Genomic DNA, 18,120 nt, shown 5'->3' with positions numbered 1-18,120 from the left:
CCGCTACCCTGCTGGAGTGAGTAAGAAGCAGCCCGCGAATGCCGCCGCCCCCGCCGCGGACCCGACCGCCGTCCCGACCACCGCGCTGCCCGGCCGGCTGACCGCGGCCGCCGCGCTCACCGCCCTGGAGGGCCTGGCGCTGGCCGGCCTCGGGATCTACATGCTGTTCGTGGGGATCGCCGGCGACCCGGACTCCCCGCAGCAGGCCGAGACGGGCGGGATCACCCTGCTCGCGCTCGCCGCGCTGCCGCTGATCGCGGCCCGCGGGCTGCGCCTGGGCCGCCGCTGGAGCCGCGGCCCGGCCCTGATCACCCAGCTGATGGCGCTGCCGGTGGCCTGGACCCTCTACAGCACCGGCGGTGCGATGATCGCCGCCGCCGTGGCGCTGGCCGTGGCCGCGGTGGCCGTCGTGGCGCTCCTGGTGAATCCGACGGCGACCGAGGCTCTGGGTATCGGGCCCGGGGAACAGGCCCGATAACCGGTCGTCCGGTTCTTCGCGCGCCCGCCTACTCCTCGACGAGGAGCTTGTCGCGGAGCTGGGCCAGCGTGCGGGCCAGCAGCCGGGAGACGTGCATCTGGGAGATGCCGACTTCCTGGGCGATCTGCGACTGGGTCATGTTGCCGAAGAAGCGCAGCAGCAGGATCCGCTTCTCCCGCGGCGGCAGGCCCTCCAGCAGCGGCTTGAGGGACTCGCGGTACTCGACGCCCTCCAGGGCCTCGTCCTCCGCGCCCAGGGTGTCCGCGACCGCCGGCGACTCGTCGTCGGTGTCCGGGACGTCGAGGGACAGCGTGCTGTAGGCATTGGCCGATTCCAGCCCCTCCAGCACCTCCTCCTCGGAGATCCCCAGCCGCTCGGCCAGTTCGTGCACCGTCGGGGAGCGGCCGTGCTGCTGGGACAGTTCGGCCGTGGCCGTCGTCAGCGAGAGCCGCAGCTCCTGCAGGCGACGCGGCACCCGTACCGCCCAGCCCTTGTCGCGGAAGTGGCGCTTGATCTCGCCGACCACCGTGGGCGTGGCGTACGTGGAGAACTCGACCCCGCGGTCCGGGTCGAACCGGTCCACCGACTTGATGAGGCCGATCGTCGCGACCTGGGTCAGGTCGTCGAGCGGCTCACCGCGGTTGCGGAAGCGCCGTGCCAGGTGCTCCACCAGCGGCAGGTGCATCCGTACCAGCCGGTTGCGCAGCTCGGCCTTCTCCACCGACCCGTCGGGCAGTGCCCGCAGTTCGATGAACAGGGCCCGGGCCCCGCTGCGGTCACGCGGATCCGGCAGCGCCGGGCTCGCCGTGAACACCGGCACCGGGGGTACCGGCGGCACCGGGGGTGCCCCCGGTGCCGGGGGTGCCACGGGGGCCGAGGCCTCGGCACCCGTCCCGGTCGGCCGGTCCGGTCGTGGTTGTTCCTGCTGGTTCTCGCTCATAGGGCCCGCCCGTCGCTCCGCCGAGTCCAAAAAGCCGTCTTCCGCATCCGCGTCAGCCGGGTGCGGCCGGGCGTGCTGCTGCTCCGGGATGCCGCCGTCGACCTCGTGCCGTACCCGGGGCCGATCCCCGCCCCGCACCGGGATCTCCCCGCCGCTCACGCCGGGCCTGGTCCCGCGCCGCGTTGTTTGTAGAGGCTGATGCTCACCGTCCGGTTCTCCTCGACCGTGGCCTCGACCTTGCCGGCCAGCGCCGACAGGACCGTCCACGCGAACGTGTCACGCTCCGGTGCGCGCCCGTCGGTGGTCGGCGCCGAGACGGTCACCTCCAGCGAATCGTCGATCAGCCGGAACACGCAACTGAGGACGGAGCCCGGCACGGCCTGCTGGAGCAGGATCGCGCAGGCCTCGTCCACCGCGATGCGGAGGTCCTCGATCTCGTCGAGGGTGAAGTCCAAACGTGCCGCGAGACCGGCCGTGGCCGTCCGCAGCACCGACAGGTAGGCACCCGCAGCGGGCAGCCGGACTTCCACGAAGTCCTGAGTCCCGGGCTCGCCTGCGATCTGGGACACCCTCACCTCCAAGGTGGTACGAGCTCTGTTCGCCGGTGACGCTATCGCGATCCGGGCGATCGTGTCGCGGCACCCCTCTTGGTGCCCACTCAGAGCACCCCGCCTGCGAGCCAGTGACTGATGGTAAGCCCATGGGTACGCACAGTGGCTAGGGGTCTGCGGGGCCCAAATCAGGGGAACCGGCGGAGGGTTGAACTACCCGTCTTCAGACGATCGAACCGTCGACAAAACACCAGCGCCACGTCTCACCCGGTTCGAAGCTCCGCATCACCGGATGGCCGGTCTCCTGGTGGTGAGCCGTGGCGTGCCGGTGCGGCGAGGAATCGCAGCAGGCCACGTGCCCGCACCACAGGCACATCCGCAGCTGCACGGGGTGGCTGCCGAGGGCCAGGCACTCGGGGCAGGTGTGGTGGGAGGGCACCGGTTCGGGGCGCGGCAGTTCGGCAACGTGGGTGCACTCGCTCATCGCATTCTCCTTGTACCGGAACCCCGGCCCTCAGTCTCGGGGTGAACCGCGCGCACGGGCCGGAGCCGCGATGCAGCGGAGTGTCGTTGCGTCACGCTTTGACCGGAGCTTGATCTCGTACAGAATACGTTCCCGCCGTGCGAGTCATGGGGATCTCCTCGGCCAAGCCCGCGCGTTCGGGGCGAGCGGCCGACGATTGAGGTGGATCTTCGATGGAGGTATTGCCGCTGGTGGCCCTGGTCGCCGGCAGCGCGGCCGTCGCCGGGCTGGCGCGCCGGACCCCGGTGCCCGCACCGCTGCTGCTGGTCGCCGCCGGCCTGCTGGCCGCGTACGTCCCGGGGGTGCCCGCGTACGCCCTCGACCCGCACATCGTGCTGCCGCTGCTGCTCCCGCCGCTGCTGTACACGGCCGCCGTCGACAGCTCGTACCTGGACCTGCGCGCGAACGCCCGGCCGATCGCGATGCTGTCGGTGGGCTACGTGCTCTTCGCGACCCTCGCCGTCGGATACGCGGCGTACCTGCTGGTGCCGGGGCTCCCCGTGCCGGTGGCGCTGGTGCTGGGCGCCGTGATCGCGCCTCCCGACGCCGTCGCCGCCACCGCGATCGCCCGCAAGCTGCGGCTGCCGAACCGGATCACGACCATCCTGCAGGGCGAGTCCCTGGTCAACGACGCCACCGCGATCACCGCGTACAAGGTGGCGCTGGCGGCGGCGGTCGGGGTGAGCGCAGGCTGGGCGGGCGGGATCGGGGAGTTCCTGCTGGCCTCGGTCGGCGGCATCGCCGTGGGCCTGGTGCTCATGGTGCCGATCCACCACCTGCGCACACGGCTGAAGGAGCCCCTGCTCCAGAACACCCTGTCGCTGCTGATCCCCTTCGTGGCGTACGCGGCCGCCGAGCGGGTCCACGCCTCCGGGGTACTCGCGGTGGTCGTGGTCGCGCTGTACCTCGGGCACCGCAACTGGCAGGTCGACTTCGCCACCCGGCTCCAGGAGGAGGCGGTGTGGAAGGTGGTCGCCTTCGTGCTGGAGTCGGTGGTCTTCGCGCTGATCGGGCTCCAGCTGCCGGTGGTCCTCAAGGGGCTGGGCGAGTACAACGGCCTGCACGCGGCCTGGTACGCGATCGCCGTGTTCCTCGCGGTGGTGGTGGCCCGGTTCCTCTGGGTCTTCCCGGCGACCTTCGTGCCCCGCTGGATGTCGCCGCGGATCCGGGACCGGGAGCCGGAGACCGACTGGAAGGCCCCGGTGATCGTGGGATGGGCCGGGATGCGGGGCGTGGTCTCGCTGGCCATCGCCTTCTCCGTGCCGGTGTACGTGCCGTACCGGAACCTGATCCTCTTCCTGACCTTCACCACGGTCATCGGGACCCTGGTGGTGCAGGGGCTCACGCTGCCGCCGCTGATCCGGGCGCTGAAGCTGCCGCCGAAGGACGTGCAGGCCGAGACCCTCGCGGAGGCGCAGGCGCAGAGCGAGGCCTCGCGGGCGGCCGAGGAGAGGCTGGCGGAGCTGCTGGAGGAACCGGAGAACAGCACGCTCCCGCCACCGCTGGCGGACCGGCTGCGGACGGTCATGGAGCGCCGGCGCAACGCGGTGTGGGAGCGGCTGGGCGAGGTCAACCCGGAGACGGGCGAGTCGGCGGACGACATCTACCGGCGGCTCGCGCGGGAGATGATCGCGGCCGAGCGGGAGGTCTTCGTGACGCTGCGGGACCAGCGGCGGATCGACGACGAGATGCTGCGGGCGCTGCTGCGCAGACTGGACCTGGAGGAGGCCGCGGCCTACCGCGAGGAGACCTGAGCGCGGTCAGGGCCGGCCGGTGACCACCGCGGCGAGGGCCGTACCGCGCGGGAAGGCGCCGGACGCGGTGAGTTCGGCCAGGGCCCAGAGCAGCTTGGCGACGTAGATCCGCTCCACCGGGAGGCCGTGGCGGGACCCGAAGTCGGCGGCGAAGGCCTCCAGCGCGTCGGGGACCCGGGCGTAGCCCCCGTGGTGGAAGTCCTCGGCCAGGGTCCAGGAGCCTGCCGGGCCCCCGAAGGCGGCCGCCTGGAGGGAACGTATCTCCGCGGCCAGGAAACCGCCCGCCAGCACCGGAACCCCGAGCGCCCGCTGCCCGGGGGCCAGCCCGGCCGCGAGGCCCGCCAGCGTCCCGCCGGTGCCGCAGGCGACCGCCACCACGTCGGCGGCGCCGCGCAGCTCCCGGCCGAGCTCGGCGCAGCCGTGCAGGGCCAGGGCGTTGCTGCCGCCCTCGGGGACCACGTACGCGCCGCCCGCGCCCGCCGAGTCCACCAGGCGGGCCAGCTCCCGCGGCTCGGCCTTGCGGCGGTAGTCCGACCGGGACACGAAGTGCAGCCGCATCCCGTCGGCGGCGCACCGGGCGAGGGAGTCGTTCAGGGGCCGCCCGGCGAGCTCGTCCCCGCGCACGATGCCCACCGTCCGCAGCCCGAGCAGCCGCCCGGCGGCGGCGGTGGCCCGCAGGTGGTTCGAGTACGCCCCGCCGAAGGTGACCAGCCGGTCGTGACCGCCCTCCAGGGCGGCACGCAGGTTGGGCGCGAGCTTGCGCCACTTGTTGCCGGGCAGCTCGGGATGGACGAGGTCGTCCCGCTTGAGCAGGAGCCGCACGCCCCGCGCCGCGAACCGCTCGTCGCGGACCTCCTGCAACGGCGAAGGCGGACGCGGCTCCAGACGGGCGTCAAGGCTCGGGGGACGGTTCACCCGTCCATTGTGCGGCGCGTCGGCCCTGTCGGTGTGCGTTCGTGCGGCCGGTCAGCGGGCCATCCAGGGGACGTGGCAGGTGTGGGGGGCCGAGCCCTCGGGGCAGAGGGTTCTGATCACTGTTCCGCGGATCGAGCGCCAGGTGCGCAGGGAGCACGTCAGGCGGACGCGGAGCTCGACCGGCCGGCGGGTACCGCAGGGGCGGCCGGGGTTTTCCAGGGCCCACTGTTCCGCGAGGAAGTCGTACATGCCGGCCGTCGGCAGCTCGCCTCCCGGCATGGTGTCCGCGATGTCCCGGCCGACGATCCGGGCGCACCGGGGTTCCACCGCGGCGTCGACGAGCCGGTCGACCCAGGCCAGCCCCTGCTCGTCCGCGTACAGGCCGAACCGCAGTTCGCGCGCCCTCATCGGGCCGCGCCTTCGAGGGCGGTGGTGAACCAGGCGTGGACGGGCGCGAGGGTGGGCGAGGCGGGCCAGCCGTTGACCGCGGCCAGGAGGCGCCAGTAGCGGTCGGTGTGCGGGTCGGGAACGGGCCGCAGCCGGGCGAGGAGCCAGCGGCGCAGGTCGCCCGCCCCGGCGCGACCGAAGGCGTCGGCGTAGAGGGCCCCCAGGGAGGCGGTGAGGGACTCACCCGTCGCGGACGGCGGCAGGAGCCCGGCGGCGACGGCCTCGTCGACCCGTTCGCGCAGCGTGCGGTCGACGGCCTCGTGCAGGGCGCTGACGTCGTCCTGCCGGGACGGCTCCCGCGCCTGCTCCTCGGCCGTGCGGCGCAGCGCCCCGCCGACGTCCGGGTCCTCGCACATCCCGGCGAGTTCGACCCAGGCCTCGACCTGTCCGGGTGTCGGGTCGTCGGGGAGTTCAGGCAGGGCGGAGCGCATCAGGGTTACGAACTCGGGGTTGGTGTGCGGGCCCTCGAAGGCGGTGTCGACGAAGCCGGACACCAGGCGGTGCCGTTCGGCCCGGGAGAGCGTGGCGAGTCGGTGCATGAGGTCCATCTCCATGGGGGTGGGGCTGCGTCCGGCGACCGCGCGGAGTACCGCCCGGCGCAGGAGCAGGGTCCGGATCTGTACGTCCAGGGCGTCGGCGAGGGCTCCCGCGGCCTCCGGTACGGATGTCTCGCGGTCCAGCACGCTGCGTACGGTCGCCAGGTCCAGCCCGAGTTCGCGCAGGGTCCGGGCCAGTTCCAGGCGGGCGAGCGCGCCGGCGTCGTAGAGCCGGTACCCCGCCGGGCTGCGCCCGGTCGGCGGGACGATGCCCTGGTCGGAGTAGAACCGGACGGTTTTCACCGACAGGCCGGTGCGGCGCGCGAGTTCGCCGATGGAGTGGAGCGGGTCGCTGTCCATGCCCCCACCCTGAAGCCTCCCCCCACGGGAGACTCAACCGGGGCCGGAACGTCGTTCGCCCGCGCGGCCCGGTTCCGGGAAGAACCGCTTCCCGGAACCGGGCCGCGCGGGCTCCCGGAGGCTACTGCTTGAGGCGTTCGGTGATCCGGTTGCGCATGGAGTCCATCGTGAAGCCCCGGGGGTCGACCTTGCCCGGCTGCCATTCGCGGTGGCCGATCACCGAGCGGGCCGTCCAGCGGTGGAAGCGGCAGATGGCCGCCGAGGCCCTGGCGATGGCGTCGAGCTGGACCGCCGGCCACGGGTCCTCGCCGTCGCCGAGGTTCTCGCACTCGAAGCCGTAGAAGAACCGGTTGCCGTCGGTGTCCGTCTCGTTGTCCGGGGGCAGCCGCTTCTCGGCGATCACCGCCGCCAGGACGTCGGAGTCACCGGCGCCCGCGTGGTTGGCGCGGCCGTAGCCGACGAGGTGGACGCGGCCGTCCTTGGCGATCACGCCGTGGCAGAGCGGGCCGGGCAGGGCGCTGTGGCCCTCCCGGCAGAGCTCGACGGTGTACGCGGTGCCGCGGGTGACGGTGTGATGGATCATCACCCCGTGCACGGGCCCCCAGGGTCCCTTGTGGTTGCGGTTGTGGGTGCGCCAGGCGCCGACCTCGACGACGGTCAGCCCTTCGTTGCGCAGTGCGGTGATGAAACGGTCCGCGGACATGGGTGCGGCCATGGCCGCCTCCTTCGTGCGGGCGCGACGGGCACCCTGTGTGCCCGGGTCGTCACCCTCCGGTTTAGTGGAGCCGAACCTTCCGCGGCTAGTGCATTCGTACGGTGAGCGATCCGATCCAGCCAGTCGCCAGGGATCAGGCCGAAGCGAGCCACAGGTCCGGGCCGAAGACCTCGTAGTGGATGTCGGCGGCCGGCAGCCCCCTGGCGATCAGCTGCTCGCGCACGGCCCGCATGAAGGGGAGCGGTCCGCACAGGTAGGCCCGGGTGCCCGGGGCGAGGGGGACGGCCGTGAGGTCCATGAGGCCCTCGCCGTCGCCCGGCTCCGCGTCCTGCTCGTACCAGAACCGGGCCGTGGCGTCGGCCAGTTTGTGCGTCAGGGCCCGGTGGTCGCCCCGCAGCGGGTGGTCGGCGGGGGAGCGGTCGGCGTGCAGCACGGTCACCGGGGCGGCGTGCCCGGTGTCGGCCAGGTGTTCCAGCATCGAGAGCATCGGCGTGCAGCCGATGCCGGCCGAGGCGAGCAGTACCGGGGCGGCCGAGTCCGCCAGGACCAGGTCGCCGTAGGGGGCCGAGACCCGCAGGGTGTCGCCGGTGCGGACCCGGGCGTGCAGGTGGTTGGAGACCTCGCCGTCGGGGCCCGCGGCGGCCGGGCCGTGGACCCGCTTGACGGTGATCGCGCGGACCGCGGAGCCGGGGGAGGTGATGAGGCTGTACTGGCGGATCTGGCGGGCGCCGTCCGGGAGTTCGACCTGGACCGAGACGTACTGGCCGGGCCGGTGGGCGGGCGCGGGGGCGCCGTCGGCGGGGGCGATCCGGAAGGTGGTGCAGTCCGCCGTCTCCTCCGCCCGGCCGGTGACGGTCCACTCGCGCCACACGTCGCCGGCGACGACCCGCTGCTCGGCGTAGAGGCGCTCCTCCAGGGCGATCAGGGCGTTCGCCATCAGCCAGTAGACCTCGTCCCAGGCCTCGGCGACCTCGGGGGTGACGGCCTCGCCGAGGACCTCGGCGATCGCCGCGAAGAGGTGCTCGTGGACCACTGCGTACTGCTCGCGGGTCACGCCGAGACTGGCGTGCTTGTGGGCGATGCGGCCGAGCATCACGTCGGGGCGGGTGTCCGGGTGGGCGAGGAGGTGGGTGGCGAAGGCGGCGATGGAGCCCGCGAGGGCCTGCTTCTGGAGGCCGGCGCTCTGGTTGCCCCGGTTGAAGAGGTCGCGGATCAGTGCCGGGTGGGCCGCGAAGAGCCTGGTGTAGAAGAGCTCGGCTATGTCGCCGATCGCCGCTCCGACAGCGGGCAGGGTGGCTCGTACGGTCGCGCTCGACTTGTCGGACAGCATGCGGAACTCCTCGCGTGATGGATGTGACTGTGTGAATTTGCATCCAAGATGCATATTTTTGATCGCGGAAGACCGTTGGAGGACGGGCTTCTGTTCGAGCTCCCGCCGGAACCGGTCCGGACGGGTCAGTGCCCCCCGGGGCCGGTCGGCGCCCTGCTCGAAATGCCCAGCAGGAGCGGTCCGGTCGGAGACGCCACCAGGTCGTTCACTGTGAGCGGGTCCAGCGCGGCGAAGAAGGCCTCCTGGGCCCGGCGCAGCGCGCCGCGCAGTACGCAGGCGCCGCGCAGCGGGCAGGGGGTGGTTCCCTCGCACTCCACGACGTCCCCCTCGCCCTCCAGTTCGCGCACCACCGCGCCGACCGATGCGGCGCGCCCGGTGGCGGTCAGGGCCAGCCCGCCGCCGCGGCCGCGCCGGGCCTCGACCAGGCCGAGGTGCTGCAGCCTGGCGACCACCTTGGTGGTGTGCGTGTAGGGGACCTCCATGGTCGCCGCCACGTCACGGGTGGTCGGGAGGTCCGCCTCCTCGACGGCCAGGCGCATCAGGACGCGCAGCGCCAGGTCGGTGAATCGGGTCAGCCGCATGGGGTCACCGTAGAGAAAGTTGCATCCCGGATGCAAGTTAGATCCTGCGAGGTTCGCAGCGCGGGGCGGATGGGGCTGAGGGGGTCCATGGGGAACGTGGTGACCCCAAAGGGTGCCCCGCACCCACAAGGAGTAGTCCCACCCTTTTGTGTAATGGTCTCACCACGTTCCGTACTGAAAGGCTGCACCCGCAGATCCATGGAGTGATCGAAAGGGAAAGACATGTCGGTCCAGGCAGGTTCCGAGTCCCAGGCCCAGGCACCGCAACGCAGTCTCGGGACGACGGCCGCACGGAACTTGGCCACCACCACCAAGTCCGCGCCGCAGATGCAGGAGATCACCTCGCGGTGGCTCCTGAAGATGCTCCCGTGGGTGTCGGTGCAGGGCGGCACGTACCGCGTCAACCGCCGGCTGAGCTACTCGGTCGGCAACGGCGTCGTGGAATTCATCAAGACCGGCACCCAGGTCCAGGTGATCCCGGCCGAGCTCGGTGAGCTCCCGCTGCTGCGCGACTACGAGGACCTCGACGTCCTCGGCGAACTCGCCCAGCGCTGCCGCCAGATCGACTTCGAACCCGGCCAGGAGCTGACCTCCTTCGGCAGCCCCGCCGACCAGGTCTTCCTGCTCGCCCACGGCCGCATCGACCAGATCGGCCCCGGGCCCTACGGGGAGGACGCCGTCCTGGCGACCGTCGCCGACGGCGCGTACTTCGGCGACGACTGCCTCGCCGATGAAGAATCGATTTGGGAGTACACCGCCCGCGCCGCCACCTCCGGCACCGTCCTCGCGCTGTCCCGGCAGGACTTCCAGCTCCTCGCCGACCGGGTCGAGTCGCTGCGCGAGCACGTGGAGGACGTACGGACCCGCCCCGACCGGGAGACCAACAAGTACGGCGAGGCCGCGATCGAGCTCTCCGCCGGCCACCAGGGCGAGGCCGTCCTCCCCGGCACCTTCGTGGACTACGAGGCGCGGCCGCGCGAGTACGAACTCTCCATTGCACAAACGGTCCTGCGGGTCCACAGCCGCGTCGCCGACCTGTACAACCACCCGATGAACCAGACCGAGCAGCAGTTGCGGCTCACGGTCGAGGCGCTGCGCGAGCGCCAGGAGCACGAGATGCTCAACAACCGCGACTTCGGCCTGCTCCACAACGCCGACTACGACCAGCGCATCCAGCCCCACGACGGCGCGCCCAGCCCCGACGACATGGACCAGCTGCTCAGCATGCGGCGCGGCTCCAAGCTGTTCCTGGCGCACCCCAAGGCGATCGCCGCCTTCGGCCGCGAGTGCAACAAGCGCGGGATCTACCCGGAGTCGGTGGACATCGGCGGCAACCGGGTGCCGGCCTGGCGCGGGGTGCCGATCTTCCCGAGCAACAAGATCCCGATCAGCGACGCCCGCACCACGTCCATCCTGTGCATGCGCACCGGCGAGGACGAGCAGGGCGTGATCGGCCTGCACCAGCCGGGCATCCCGGACGAGATCGAGCCGAGCCTGTCGGTCCGCTTCATGGGGATCAGTGAGCAGGCGATCATCTCCTACCTGGTCACCGCCTACTTCTCGGCGGCGGTGCTGGTTCCGGACGCGCTCGGCGTACTGGAGAACGTCGAGATCGGACGCTGGCGCTGACCGCCGTGAACGCCATCGCGACCGGTGAGGGCCAGGACGCCGCGGCCCTGCTGGAACGGACGAGAGAAGCGGTCGACCCGCAGCTGCGCCGCACGGTCGAGAGCCTGCCGGGTTCGATGCGGCGCGTGGCGATGTACCACTTCGGCTGGGAGCACGAGGACGGCAGCCCCGCCGCGGGCGGGGCCGGGAAGGCCATCCGGCCGGCCCTGGTGCTGGCCGCGGCCCAGGCCCTGCGCGGTCCCGGGGCCGGGCCGGCCGAGGACGCCGTACGGGCGGCGGCGGCCGTGGAGCTGGCGCACAACTTCACGCTGCTGCACGACGACATCATCGACAAGGACGTCCGGCGGCGCGGGCGGCCCACGGCCTGGACCGTCTTCGGGACACCCGACGCCCTCATCACGGGCGACGCGATGATGGCGCTCGCGCTGCGGCTGCTCGCGGAGGACCCGCACCCGGCCGCCGCGGCGGCCTCGTCCCGGCTCGCGGCCTGTGTCATCGAACTGTGCGCGGGCCAGCAGGCGGACTGCGCCTTCGAGCGGCGGCCGCAGGTCTCGCTCGACGAGTGCGTGGCCATGGCCACCGCCAAGACCGGGGCGCTACTGGGCTGCGCGTGCGCGCTGGGCGCCCTGTACGCGGGGGCCGGGCCGGACGAGGTCGACGCCATGGACGCCTTCGGGCGGGAGGCCGGGCTGGCCTTCCAGCTGATCGACGACCTGATCGGCATCTGGGGGGATCCCGGGCACACGGGCAAGCCCGCCGGGGCCGACCTGATCGCCCGCAAGAAGTCCCTCCCGGTCGTGGCCGCCCTCAGCTCGGGCACCGCGGCGGGGGCGGAGCTGGCCGCGCTCTACGCGGGCCCCATGACCGGGGACGACGTGGGCCGGGCGGCCGACGCGGTGGACCGGGCCGGCGGGCGCGACTGGGCGCAGGACCAGGCGGCGGACCGGATGGGGCGGGCGGTCCAGCAGCTGTCCCGGGCCGTTCCGGACCTCGGGGCGGCGGGCGGGCTGCTGGCGCTCGCGGAGTTCGTGACGCGCCGTACGAGGTGAGCGCGCGGGGGCGCGGCGGGATCCCGGGGGCCGGGGGGCCTCAGGTCGGGGGCCTGGGGTGGGGGCCTCAGCTCGGGGGCCTGAGGTCGGGGGCCTGAGGCCCGGGGGCGGGGGAGCCCCCGGGGCCGAAGGGGGGGGCGAGGCCCGTTCCGGTACCGCACGGTGCCGGAACGGGCCTTACCGCATGTCCGCGCCAACTCTAGGATCACTCACGGTCGTTGACGTGTGAGTGAAGGGTGTGACCAGTGGCGCTGGAGATACGTCAGGCGGAGCAGTCGGACCGGGACGCGGTGGCACGGCTGCTCGACGAGGCCTTCCGCACCGACCCGGTGAGCAGCTGGGTCTTCCCGGACCCGGAGCACCGGGCCGCGGTGCACGGGAAGTTCCTGGGCGTCTTCGTGGACGTGGCGCTGGAGGAGGGCCGGATCGACTACGCCGTGGACGGCTCGGCGGCCGCGCTGTGGCTGCGGGTCCCGGCGGGTGAGCCCGAGGGCGAGGACGACGTCCCGGCACGCATGCGGGCCGTCGCGGACCCGGACAACGAGCGGTGCGAGCTGGTCGGGCACCTCACGGGCGCGGTGCACCCGACGGCGGAGGAGCACGAGTACCTGCTGATGATCGCGGTCGCCCCGGACCGGCAGGGTCAGGGGCTGGGGGGCGAGCTGATCCGGCCGGTGCTGGAGCGCTGCGACCGCGAGGGCGTGCCGGCGTACCTGGAGGCGAGCAGTGAGCGCAGCAAGGGGCTGTACGAGCGGCTCGGCTGGGAGTTCACGGGGGAGGCCGTGCGGCTTCCCGACGGGCCGCTGATGTGGCCGATGTGGCGCAAGCCGCGCGGCTGAGGACCCGCGGTCCCGCCCCTCCGGGCGATACCCCTTGCGTAACCACTGCAGGCGAAGTACTTTATGCGGCGTGCTCCGATGCGGTGGCACTCCCCAGTGAAAGAGAATCGCTTGCGCAAGCTCACGTACCTCATCGCCACCTCGATCGACGGGTTCATGGCGGACCCGGACGGGGACGGCGACTTCTTCAACGAGTACCTGGACCCCGAGTACCTCGGCTACCTCACGTCCGAGTACCCGGAGACCCTGCCGACCCACGCACACGACATGCTGGGCGTCGACATCTCGACCGCCCGGCACTTCGACGCGGTCGTCATGGGGCGCGGCACCTACGACCCGGCCCTCAAGACGGGGATCACGAGCCCGTACGCCCACCTCAAGCAGTACGTGGCCACGCGCTCGATCGCGCTCACGCCCGACCCGGCGGTCGAGCTGATCAGCGGGGACGTGGCGGCCCGGGTGCGGGAGCTGAAGGCGCAGGACGGGCTCGGCATCTACCTCTGCGGAGGCGCGGACCTCGCCGCCCAGCTGGTCGAGGAGATCGACGAGTTCGTGATCAAGACCTACCCGGTCCTCACCGGGGCCGGCGTCCCCCTCACGCGGGCCGGCTTCGCCCGCCGCGACCTGGAGCTGACCGGCGTCAAGGCCTTCGGCGGCGGGCAGGTCGTGACCACCTACGCGCGCAGGCGCTGACCCGCCGAACGCGGGGAAACCGGCCTACCGTGGAGGTATGGCCGGTGAACAGCAGCACCATGCGCACGAGACGGTGGCCCCGCAGGCCGGGCACGAACAGCAGACGTGCCCGGCGTGCGGACGCCGCGTCGACACGGTGGTCAGGCGGCGCAAGTCCCTCGGGATCTTCATCCCGGTGTGGGGCCGGGGTCCCTGCCGGAACCCCGACTGCTCCGATTACGCGGATCCCGAGGAGCGCTGACTCAGCCCTTGGCGGCGAGCTCCTTCGCGCCCAGGCCGGAGGCGAAGCCGTTGGCCCAGAGCTGGTTCACCCGCGCCCGCTCGGCGGAGTTCGGGTTGGCGTTCGTGCACGAGGTGCCCGGGCCGCCACCCGACATCAGCTCGCTGCACGGGCCCGAGTAGTGGTCCGGCAGACCCAGCACGTGGCCGGTCTCGTGCGCCGTCACCCGGGTGGAGTTGTACTGCTGGTTCTGCCGGTAGTCGAGGAAGATGTAACCCCGGCCGTGCCCGTCCGTGCTCGCGTACGAGCCACGTGAGTCGTTGCCCTCGCGGTACGAGAAGTTCCCGCCCGAGGACACCTCCTGCAGCTTCACGTTGGACACCGAGCTGTTCCAGATCTGCGTGGAGCGGGCTATCTGGCTGCGGAAGCTCGGGGCACTGCGGGTGTTGTACGTGACGGTCACGGCCAGGGCGCCCGGGTTCGCGGCGCGCTGCTCGGCGACCGAACGCTGCACGGCCTCGAAGAAGGCGGCGTTGGCGGCGTCGTTCTCCGGCGAACGCTCGTACGCGGCGTAGCTCACGGCGTTTCCGACGGGGGCGGGCGCGGCGGTGGCGGTGGGGACGACACCAAGGGTGGCGGCGAGGCCGAGGCCGACGGTCGTGGCCAGCATGGCCTTACGGGAGTGGCGCATGTGGGGGAGCTCCTACTCGTCCGGTGCGGTGGGGGGTGGGTCTTTCGAACCGGAGTCTGCGGGAGCCCATGTGCCCGGCGGATGATGTCACTCCGCGATAACGCGGGCCTATCGGGAAGATTTCGACAGACCAACTAGCGTGAGAATGGCGGGATTCGGGGGGCTATAGGTGGCTGGTGCGGTCAGCAGGGACCGGCCTACCCTCGGGGCATGGAGCTTGAGGTCAGGCACCTGCGCGCGCTGTGCGCCATCGCCGACGCCGGAAGCCTGCACAAGGCCGCCCGGCAACTCGGCGTGAGCCAACCCTCCCTGACGACCCAGCTGCGCCGTATCGAACGCGCCCTCGACGGAGAGCTGTTCCTGCGCGAGCGGACCGGCTGCCGGCCCACCCCCTTCGGCCGGACCGTGCTGGGCCGGGCCCGCCCCCTGCTCGCCGAGATGGCCGCGCTGGTGGCGGAGGCCCGCGAACTGGCCCACGCCTCACGGCTGCGCATCGGCTCCACCGCCAGCAGCGCGCTGCCGGGCTGGCTGAGGCGGATCCACCGGCGACTTCCGGACACCGAGACCTCGCTCGTGGTGGACGTTTCCGCCAACGCACTGCTCAGGATGGTCGCCGCGGGGCAGCTGGACGTGGCGTTCGTGCACGAGGTGGAGGGCAGCCCGCTGCGGGTGCCGCCCGGGCTGCAGCTGCACGTACTGATGGACCGCGAACCGCAGTTCGTGTCGATGGCCCGGGACCATCCGGCCGCGGGACAGGCGGTGGTCTCCTTACGGGACCTGGCCGCCGACCGCTGGATGGTCGACCCCTCGGTCGACGGCGAGTGGGACGGTCTGCGCCGGGTCTTCGCGGGAGCCGGACTCGACCCGCCGGTGCTGCACGCCGACTACCACACGGCGACCTCGCTGATCATCTCCGGCGAGGCGGTCGCCCCCTGCCAGCCGACCTCCGGGCCGCGCGAGGACATGGCGATCCGGCCGCTCTGCGGGGACCCCCTCGCCGTACGTCTGCTGCTGGCCACCAGACCGGGCGCCCACGCCGAGGTCTACGAGGACCTGCGCGCCGCCTACCGCGAGGCCGCCCTGCGCACGCCCCCGTACCGGGCCTGGCTGCACCACCACGCGAGCCCGCTGCTGGAGGTGGCGTAGCCCCCCGGTCCTTCCTAGGCTGTGCCTTCCGGCCCGGGCCGGGGCGGATGTGGCGCAGGTCACGGGAACTCCCCCTCGGCTGCCGGACAGCCGACAGGAGTGACGACAGAGATGCGAACCCGGGTGCGGTCCGGGGATCCGGACGCCTACGCGGAGCTGTTCGACAGCCACGCCCGCACCCTCTACAACCACGCCTTCCGGATGACCGGGGACTGGGCCGCCGCGGAAGACGTCATGTCGGCCGCCTTCCTGGAGGCATGGCGGCTGCGCGGCACGATCGACCCCGAGGGCGGCTCGCTGCGGCCCTGGCTGCTGGGCATCGCCACCAACCTCGCGCGCAACCACTGCCGCAGCAACCGGCGCTACCGGGCCGCCGCAGCCGCCACGGCGGCAGCCGGTGCCGCGTCCGTGCCCGACCACGCCGAAGAGGTCGCCGGGCGGCTCGACGACCGGCGGCAGATCGCGGCCACGCTCGGGCAGCTGAGCGCGCTGCGCGGTCCCGAGCGCGAGGTCCTCCTGCTGTGCCTGGGGGAGGGCCTGGAGTACGCCGAAGCCGCCCGGGTCCTCGGCATTCCGGTCGGAACCGTGCGCTCCAGGCTGTCGCGGGCCCGTACGAAGCTCCGCAGACTCGCCGAGGCGGAACTGAAGAAGAAAAGGCGGGAACTCGCGGCCCGGCCCCGACAGATACAGGGCGACCGCACGAACGCGGTCCGGTCCGCGCAGGAAGGAACCCGATGAACGCCGACCCCTCCCGCCCCAGCCCGGCCGGCCGGCCGGACAACTCCCCCCTCCTGCCGTTCGCCGAACGGGAACTGCCCGCGGGCCGCCACCAGTTCCACAAGGAGCGCCTGATGGCCCGGATCCACGAAGACCTCCGCACCGCCGATGCCGCCACCACGACAGCCGTCACCACCGCCCGTGCCGGCGGCTCGCGCAACCCCTTCCTGCGCCGGGCGGTCTTCGTGCCCGCCGCGGCCTTCGCCCTGGCCGGAGCCCTCGCCGCCGGCTTCTTCTCCTACGTGGACCGCGGAGCCCCGGACGGACCCGGCTCCACGGTGGCCACGGGCCCGGCGCTGACCACCCGGATCGGTGCCGCCGATCCCAAGGGGGCGCCGCAGCTCCTGGACCGGATCTCCCTGGCCTCCTTCTCCGCCTCCGGCCCGGCGGTGCGCGCGGACCAGTTCATCTACATCGGGAGCAGGACGGCCACCACGTACGTGAAGACCGTCGGCGACAAGAGCACCGTGGTCAGCGAAGAGCTGCACATGCGCCACCAGTGGAACTCCCCGGACGGCGCCCAGGGCTGGCTGATCGAACCCGGCAACACCGGCCCGGCCGGTGTGACCCTGGCGGGCCCCGACGAGAAGGGCAACACCCGGACGCCGTACCTGAACGCGCCCACCTACGACTACCTCGCCACGCTGCCCACCGACCCCGACGTGCTGCTCCGGCGGATCTACGAGGAGACCCAGGGCATGGGCAGCGGCCCCGACCAGGAGGCCTTCACCACGATCGGCGACCTGCTGCGCGGCAGCTATCCGCCGGCCGAGCTCACGGCCGCGCTGTACAAGGCCGCGGCGAAGATCCCCGGTGTGGTGGCGGTGGACGACGCGGTCGACGCGGCGGGCCGCACCGGGATCGCGGTCGCCCGGCTCGACGAGCACTCCGGACAGCGCGAGGAGTGGATCTTCGACCGTCAGACGCTCGCCTTCCTCGGCGAGCGCAGCGTCCAGGTGCAGGGCGAGTCCGGCGAGCAGGGCCTGATCAAGCCCGGCACGGTCGTGTTCACGAGCGCCGTGGTGAACCGGACGGTCGTCGACCGGATGAAGGAGCTGCCCCCCACGGCCCGCTGACCGCCGTCCGGGCCCGGTCGTACGCCAGGGACGCGGCCCCCTGCGCCAGCAGGACCGCGCCCGCCGCGGCCCAGCCCGGGCTGCGGCGGTGGGCCGCCCAGGCCAGCAGGGGCGCGGCGGCCGCCACCTGGGCCGCGCCCACCAGCCGGGCCCGCGGGCCGCGGACCCACGGGCCCAGCGGGCCCTGCTCCACCGCGTCGAGCCCGGCCCGTACCGCGTCGCGGCGGCCGGACCACTCCAGCTTCTCCGCGCCGGGGGCCACCCGGGCCGCCTCCCGCAGCCGGTCGGCCGATTCGCCCGGGGCGAGCCCGGGCGGCAGGGCCAGTCCGGCGCGCGTGAGCAGGGCGACCAGCGCGAGCAGCCGGGCCTCCCCGTCCACGGCGGGGTCGGTGCTGGTGCGGGTGAGCCGCTCCAGGTCCGCCAGGTCGAGTACGGGGTCCAGCCCGAGCCGCGCCGACAGGGCCCGCACGGCATCGGGCTCGCCGGCCGGGCGCCCGGCCGGGTCCCACGCGTAGGCGGCGGTCCGCCGGAAGCCGCCGGCCAGGGCGAATCCGGCCCGGCCGGCCTCCCACCACAGGCTCAGCACCGGCCAGGTGGTGCCGAGGGCGATCGCCGAGCCCCAGCGGGAGAGGACCTCCGCGACGCTCTCCGGGCCGTCCCGCCACGGTTTGTCCTCGGGGACGAGCACGCTCCAGTCGCCCGCCGGGGCGAGCAGCAGCCTTACGCGCAACAGGTGTGCCGGGGGCCGGACGGCAAGGGGTTCGGCGCGGCAGAGCAGCATTCCGCCGGTCGCGGCCCTGGATATTGACATGCCCACACAATAGTGCAAAACACCCCGAATCGTGGGGTTCTGACGGGACGCTTGACTTC

The 18,120-nt window shown here is 72.9% G+C and carries 21 protein-coding genes; 10 read left to right on the top strand and 11 right to left on the bottom strand.

Annotated elements, in window-relative coordinates; all coding sequences use genetic code 11:
* The first annotated feature begins 16 nt into the window (after window positions 1-16).
* Entirely contained in the window at window positions 17-478 is a 462-nt protein-coding gene (locus Sspor_RS16235; protein ID WP_372499736.1) for a hypothetical protein, read from the top strand.
* A gap of 28 nt (window positions 479-506) precedes the next feature.
* On the opposite strand, the gene Sspor_RS16230 is transcribed toward Sspor_RS16235, so the two are convergent.
* From Sspor_RS16230 to Sspor_RS16220, 3 genes are all read right to left on the bottom strand, one after another.
* Complete coding sequence (locus Sspor_RS16230) at window positions 507-1,577, bottom strand: RNA polymerase sigma factor SigF (RefSeq protein ID WP_202199780.1); 1,071 nt, start codon at window positions 1,575-1,577, stop codon at window positions 507-509.
* Window positions 1,574-1,987 (bottom strand): ATP-binding protein, encoded by a 414-nt coding sequence (locus Sspor_RS16225; protein WP_030012703.1) that lies wholly within the window; start codon window positions 1,985-1,987, stop codon window positions 1,574-1,576. Before Sspor_RS16225 ends, Sspor_RS16230 begins: the two co-directional genes overlap by 4 nt.
* Window positions 1,988-2,192: 205 nt before the next feature.
* Entirely contained in the window at window positions 2,193-2,453 is a 261-nt protein-coding gene (locus Sspor_RS16220; RefSeq protein WP_030012704.1) for a UBP-type zinc finger domain-containing protein, read from the bottom strand.
* Between the two features lie 212 nt (window positions 2,454-2,665).
* Here Sspor_RS16220 and Sspor_RS16215 point away from each other — a divergent pair, with 212 nt between their 5' ends.
* Window positions 2,666-4,246 (top strand): Na+/H+ antiporter, encoded by a 1,581-nt coding sequence (locus Sspor_RS16215; RefSeq protein ID WP_202199779.1) that lies wholly within the window; start codon window positions 2,666-2,668, stop codon window positions 4,244-4,246.
* Between the two features lie 6 nt (window positions 4,247-4,252).
* Here the strand turns inward: Sspor_RS16215 and Sspor_RS16210 are convergent, their stop codons facing one another.
* From Sspor_RS16210 to Sspor_RS16185, 6 genes are all read right to left on the bottom strand, one after another.
* The gene (locus Sspor_RS16210; RefSeq protein WP_202199778.1) at window positions 4,253-5,161 is read right to left on the bottom strand and encodes a 1-aminocyclopropane-1-carboxylate deaminase/D-cysteine desulfhydrase; all 909 of its coding nucleotides are present in this window, start codon (window positions 5,159-5,161) and stop codon (window positions 4,253-4,255) included.
* Window positions 5,162-5,212: 51 nt separating this feature from the next.
* Entirely contained in the window at window positions 5,213-5,569 is a 357-nt protein-coding gene (locus tag Sspor_RS16205) for a hypothetical protein (RefSeq protein WP_202199777.1), read from the bottom strand.
* A complete protein-coding gene (locus tag Sspor_RS16200; protein WP_202199776.1) occupies window positions 5,566-6,504 on the bottom strand; it encodes a MerR family transcriptional regulator in 939 nt (312 codons plus the stop codon). The genes Sspor_RS16205 and Sspor_RS16200 overlap by 4 nt, the downstream gene beginning before the upstream one ends.
* A gap of 121 nt (window positions 6,505-6,625) precedes the next feature.
* Window positions 6,626-7,219, bottom strand: a complete 594-nt coding sequence (locus tag Sspor_RS16195; protein ID WP_202199775.1) for an N-acetylmuramoyl-L-alanine amidase — start codon at window positions 7,217-7,219, stop codon at window positions 6,626-6,628.
* A gap of 133 nt (window positions 7,220-7,352) precedes the next feature.
* Complete coding sequence (locus Sspor_RS16190) at window positions 7,353-8,549, bottom strand: globin domain-containing protein (RefSeq protein WP_202199774.1); 1,197 nt, start codon at window positions 8,547-8,549, stop codon at window positions 7,353-7,355.
* A gap of 125 nt (window positions 8,550-8,674) precedes the next feature.
* The gene (locus Sspor_RS16185; protein WP_202199773.1) at window positions 8,675-9,130 is read right to left on the bottom strand and encodes an RrF2 family transcriptional regulator; all 456 of its coding nucleotides are present in this window, start codon (window positions 9,128-9,130) and stop codon (window positions 8,675-8,677) included.
* Between the two features lie 222 nt (window positions 9,131-9,352).
* Here Sspor_RS16185 and Sspor_RS16180 point away from each other — a divergent pair, with 222 nt between their 5' ends.
* From Sspor_RS16180 to Sspor_RS16160, 5 genes are all read left to right on the top strand, one after another.
* Complete coding sequence (locus Sspor_RS16180; RefSeq protein ID WP_202199772.1) at window positions 9,353-10,759, top strand: family 2B encapsulin nanocompartment shell protein; 1,407 nt, start codon at window positions 9,353-9,355, stop codon at window positions 10,757-10,759.
* Entirely contained in the window at window positions 10,756-11,808 is a 1,053-nt protein-coding gene (locus tag Sspor_RS16175; RefSeq protein WP_202203688.1) for a family 2 encapsulin nanocompartment cargo protein polyprenyl transferase, read from the top strand. Before Sspor_RS16180 ends, Sspor_RS16175 begins: the two co-directional genes overlap by 4 nt.
* 245 nt (window positions 11,809-12,053) lie before the next feature.
* The gene (locus tag Sspor_RS16170) at window positions 12,054-12,647 is read left to right on the top strand and encodes a GNAT family N-acetyltransferase (RefSeq protein ID WP_202199771.1); all 594 of its coding nucleotides are present in this window, start codon (window positions 12,054-12,056) and stop codon (window positions 12,645-12,647) included.
* A 111-nt stretch (window positions 12,648-12,758) separates the two neighbouring features.
* Window positions 12,759-13,340 (top strand): dihydrofolate reductase family protein, encoded by a 582-nt coding sequence (locus Sspor_RS16165; RefSeq protein WP_202199770.1) that lies wholly within the window; start codon window positions 12,759-12,761, stop codon window positions 13,338-13,340.
* 37 nt (window positions 13,341-13,377) lie between these two features.
* A complete protein-coding gene (locus tag Sspor_RS16160; RefSeq protein WP_202199769.1) occupies window positions 13,378-13,581 on the top strand; it encodes a hypothetical protein in 204 nt (67 codons plus the stop codon).
* Window position 13,582: 1 nt separating this feature from the next.
* Here Sspor_RS16160 and snpA read toward each other — a convergent pair whose 3' ends face one another.
* Complete coding sequence (gene snpA / locus Sspor_RS16155; RefSeq protein ID WP_202199768.1) at window positions 13,583-14,251, bottom strand: snapalysin; 669 nt, start codon at window positions 14,249-14,251, stop codon at window positions 13,583-13,585.
* Between the two features lie 210 nt (window positions 14,252-14,461).
* On the opposite strand from snpA, the gene Sspor_RS16150 reads away from it, so the two are divergent.
* The 3 genes from Sspor_RS16150 to Sspor_RS16140 all read left to right on the top strand — a co-directional run bounded on the left by Sspor_RS16150 (window position 14,462) and on the right by Sspor_RS16140 (window position 17,250).
* Window positions 14,462-15,397 (top strand): LysR family transcriptional regulator, encoded by a 936-nt coding sequence (locus tag Sspor_RS16150; RefSeq protein ID WP_202199767.1) that lies wholly within the window; start codon window positions 14,462-14,464, stop codon window positions 15,395-15,397.
* A gap of 111 nt (window positions 15,398-15,508) precedes the next feature.
* Complete coding sequence (locus tag Sspor_RS16145) at window positions 15,509-16,135, top strand: RNA polymerase sigma factor (RefSeq protein WP_237403884.1); 627 nt, start codon at window positions 15,509-15,511, stop codon at window positions 16,133-16,135.
* Window positions 16,132-17,250, top strand: coding sequence for a CU044_5270 family protein (locus Sspor_RS16140; RefSeq protein WP_202199765.1), 1,119 nt, complete (start codon window positions 16,132-16,134; stop codon window positions 17,248-17,250). Before Sspor_RS16145 ends, Sspor_RS16140 begins: the two co-directional genes overlap by 4 nt.
* On the opposite strand, the gene Sspor_RS16135 is transcribed toward Sspor_RS16140, so the two are convergent.
* On the bottom strand, window positions 17,183-18,055 hold the full coding sequence (locus tag Sspor_RS16135; RefSeq protein WP_237404326.1) for a hypothetical protein: 873 nt from the start codon (window positions 18,053-18,055) through the stop codon (window positions 17,183-17,185). The two genes, Sspor_RS16140 and Sspor_RS16135, sit on opposite strands and share 68 nt — an antisense overlap.
* Window positions 18,056-18,120 lie beyond the last annotated feature (65 nt).

The organism is Streptomyces spororaveus, from assembly GCF_016755875.1.
In the GTDB taxonomy this organism is placed as follows: Bacteria; Actinomycetota; Actinomycetes; order Streptomycetales; family Streptomycetaceae; genus Streptomyces; species Streptomyces spororaveus.
The sequence above is the reverse complement of the archived record's forward strand: the minus strand, read 5'-3'. Positions and strand labels throughout refer to the sequence as shown.

Coding starts and splice junctions, on each gene's coding strand:
- Sspor_RS16150 (WP_202199767.1), top strand. CDS start 14,462: ATGGAGCTTGAGGTCAGGCACCTGCGCGCGCTGTGCGCCATCGCCGAC.
- Sspor_RS16190 (WP_202199774.1), bottom strand. CDS start 8,549: ATGCTGTCCGACAAGTCGAGCGCGACCGTACGAGCCACCCTGCCCGCT.
- snpA (WP_202199768.1), bottom strand. CDS start 14,251: ATGCGCCACTCCCGTAAGGCCATGCTGGCCACGACCGTCGGCCTCGGC.
- Sspor_RS16215 (WP_202199779.1), top strand. CDS start 2,666: ATGGAGGTATTGCCGCTGGTGGCCCTGGTCGCCGGCAGCGCGGCCGTC.
- Sspor_RS16195 (WP_202199775.1), bottom strand. CDS start 7,219: ATGGCCGCACCCATGTCCGCGGACCGTTTCATCACCGCACTGCGCAAC.
- Sspor_RS16220 (WP_030012704.1), bottom strand. CDS start 2,453: ATGAGCGAGTGCACCCACGTTGCCGAACTGCCGCGCCCCGAACCGGTG.
- Sspor_RS16140 (WP_202199765.1), top strand. CDS start 16,132: ATGAACGCCGACCCCTCCCGCCCCAGCCCGGCCGGCCGGCCGGACAAC.
- Sspor_RS16160 (WP_202199769.1), top strand. CDS start 13,378: ATGGCCGGTGAACAGCAGCACCATGCGCACGAGACGGTGGCCCCGCAG.
- Sspor_RS16145 (WP_237403884.1), top strand. CDS start 15,509: ATGCGAACCCGGGTGCGGTCCGGGGATCCGGACGCCTACGCGGAGCTG.
- Sspor_RS16185 (WP_202199773.1), bottom strand. CDS start 9,130: ATGCGGCTGACCCGATTCACCGACCTGGCGCTGCGCGTCCTGATGCGC.
- Sspor_RS16205 (WP_202199777.1), bottom strand. CDS start 5,569: ATGAGGGCGCGCGAACTGCGGTTCGGCCTGTACGCGGACGAGCAGGGG.
- Sspor_RS16180 (WP_202199772.1), top strand. CDS start 9,353: ATGTCGGTCCAGGCAGGTTCCGAGTCCCAGGCCCAGGCACCGCAACGC.
- Sspor_RS16200 (WP_202199776.1), bottom strand. CDS start 6,504: ATGGACAGCGACCCGCTCCACTCCATCGGCGAACTCGCGCGCCGCACC.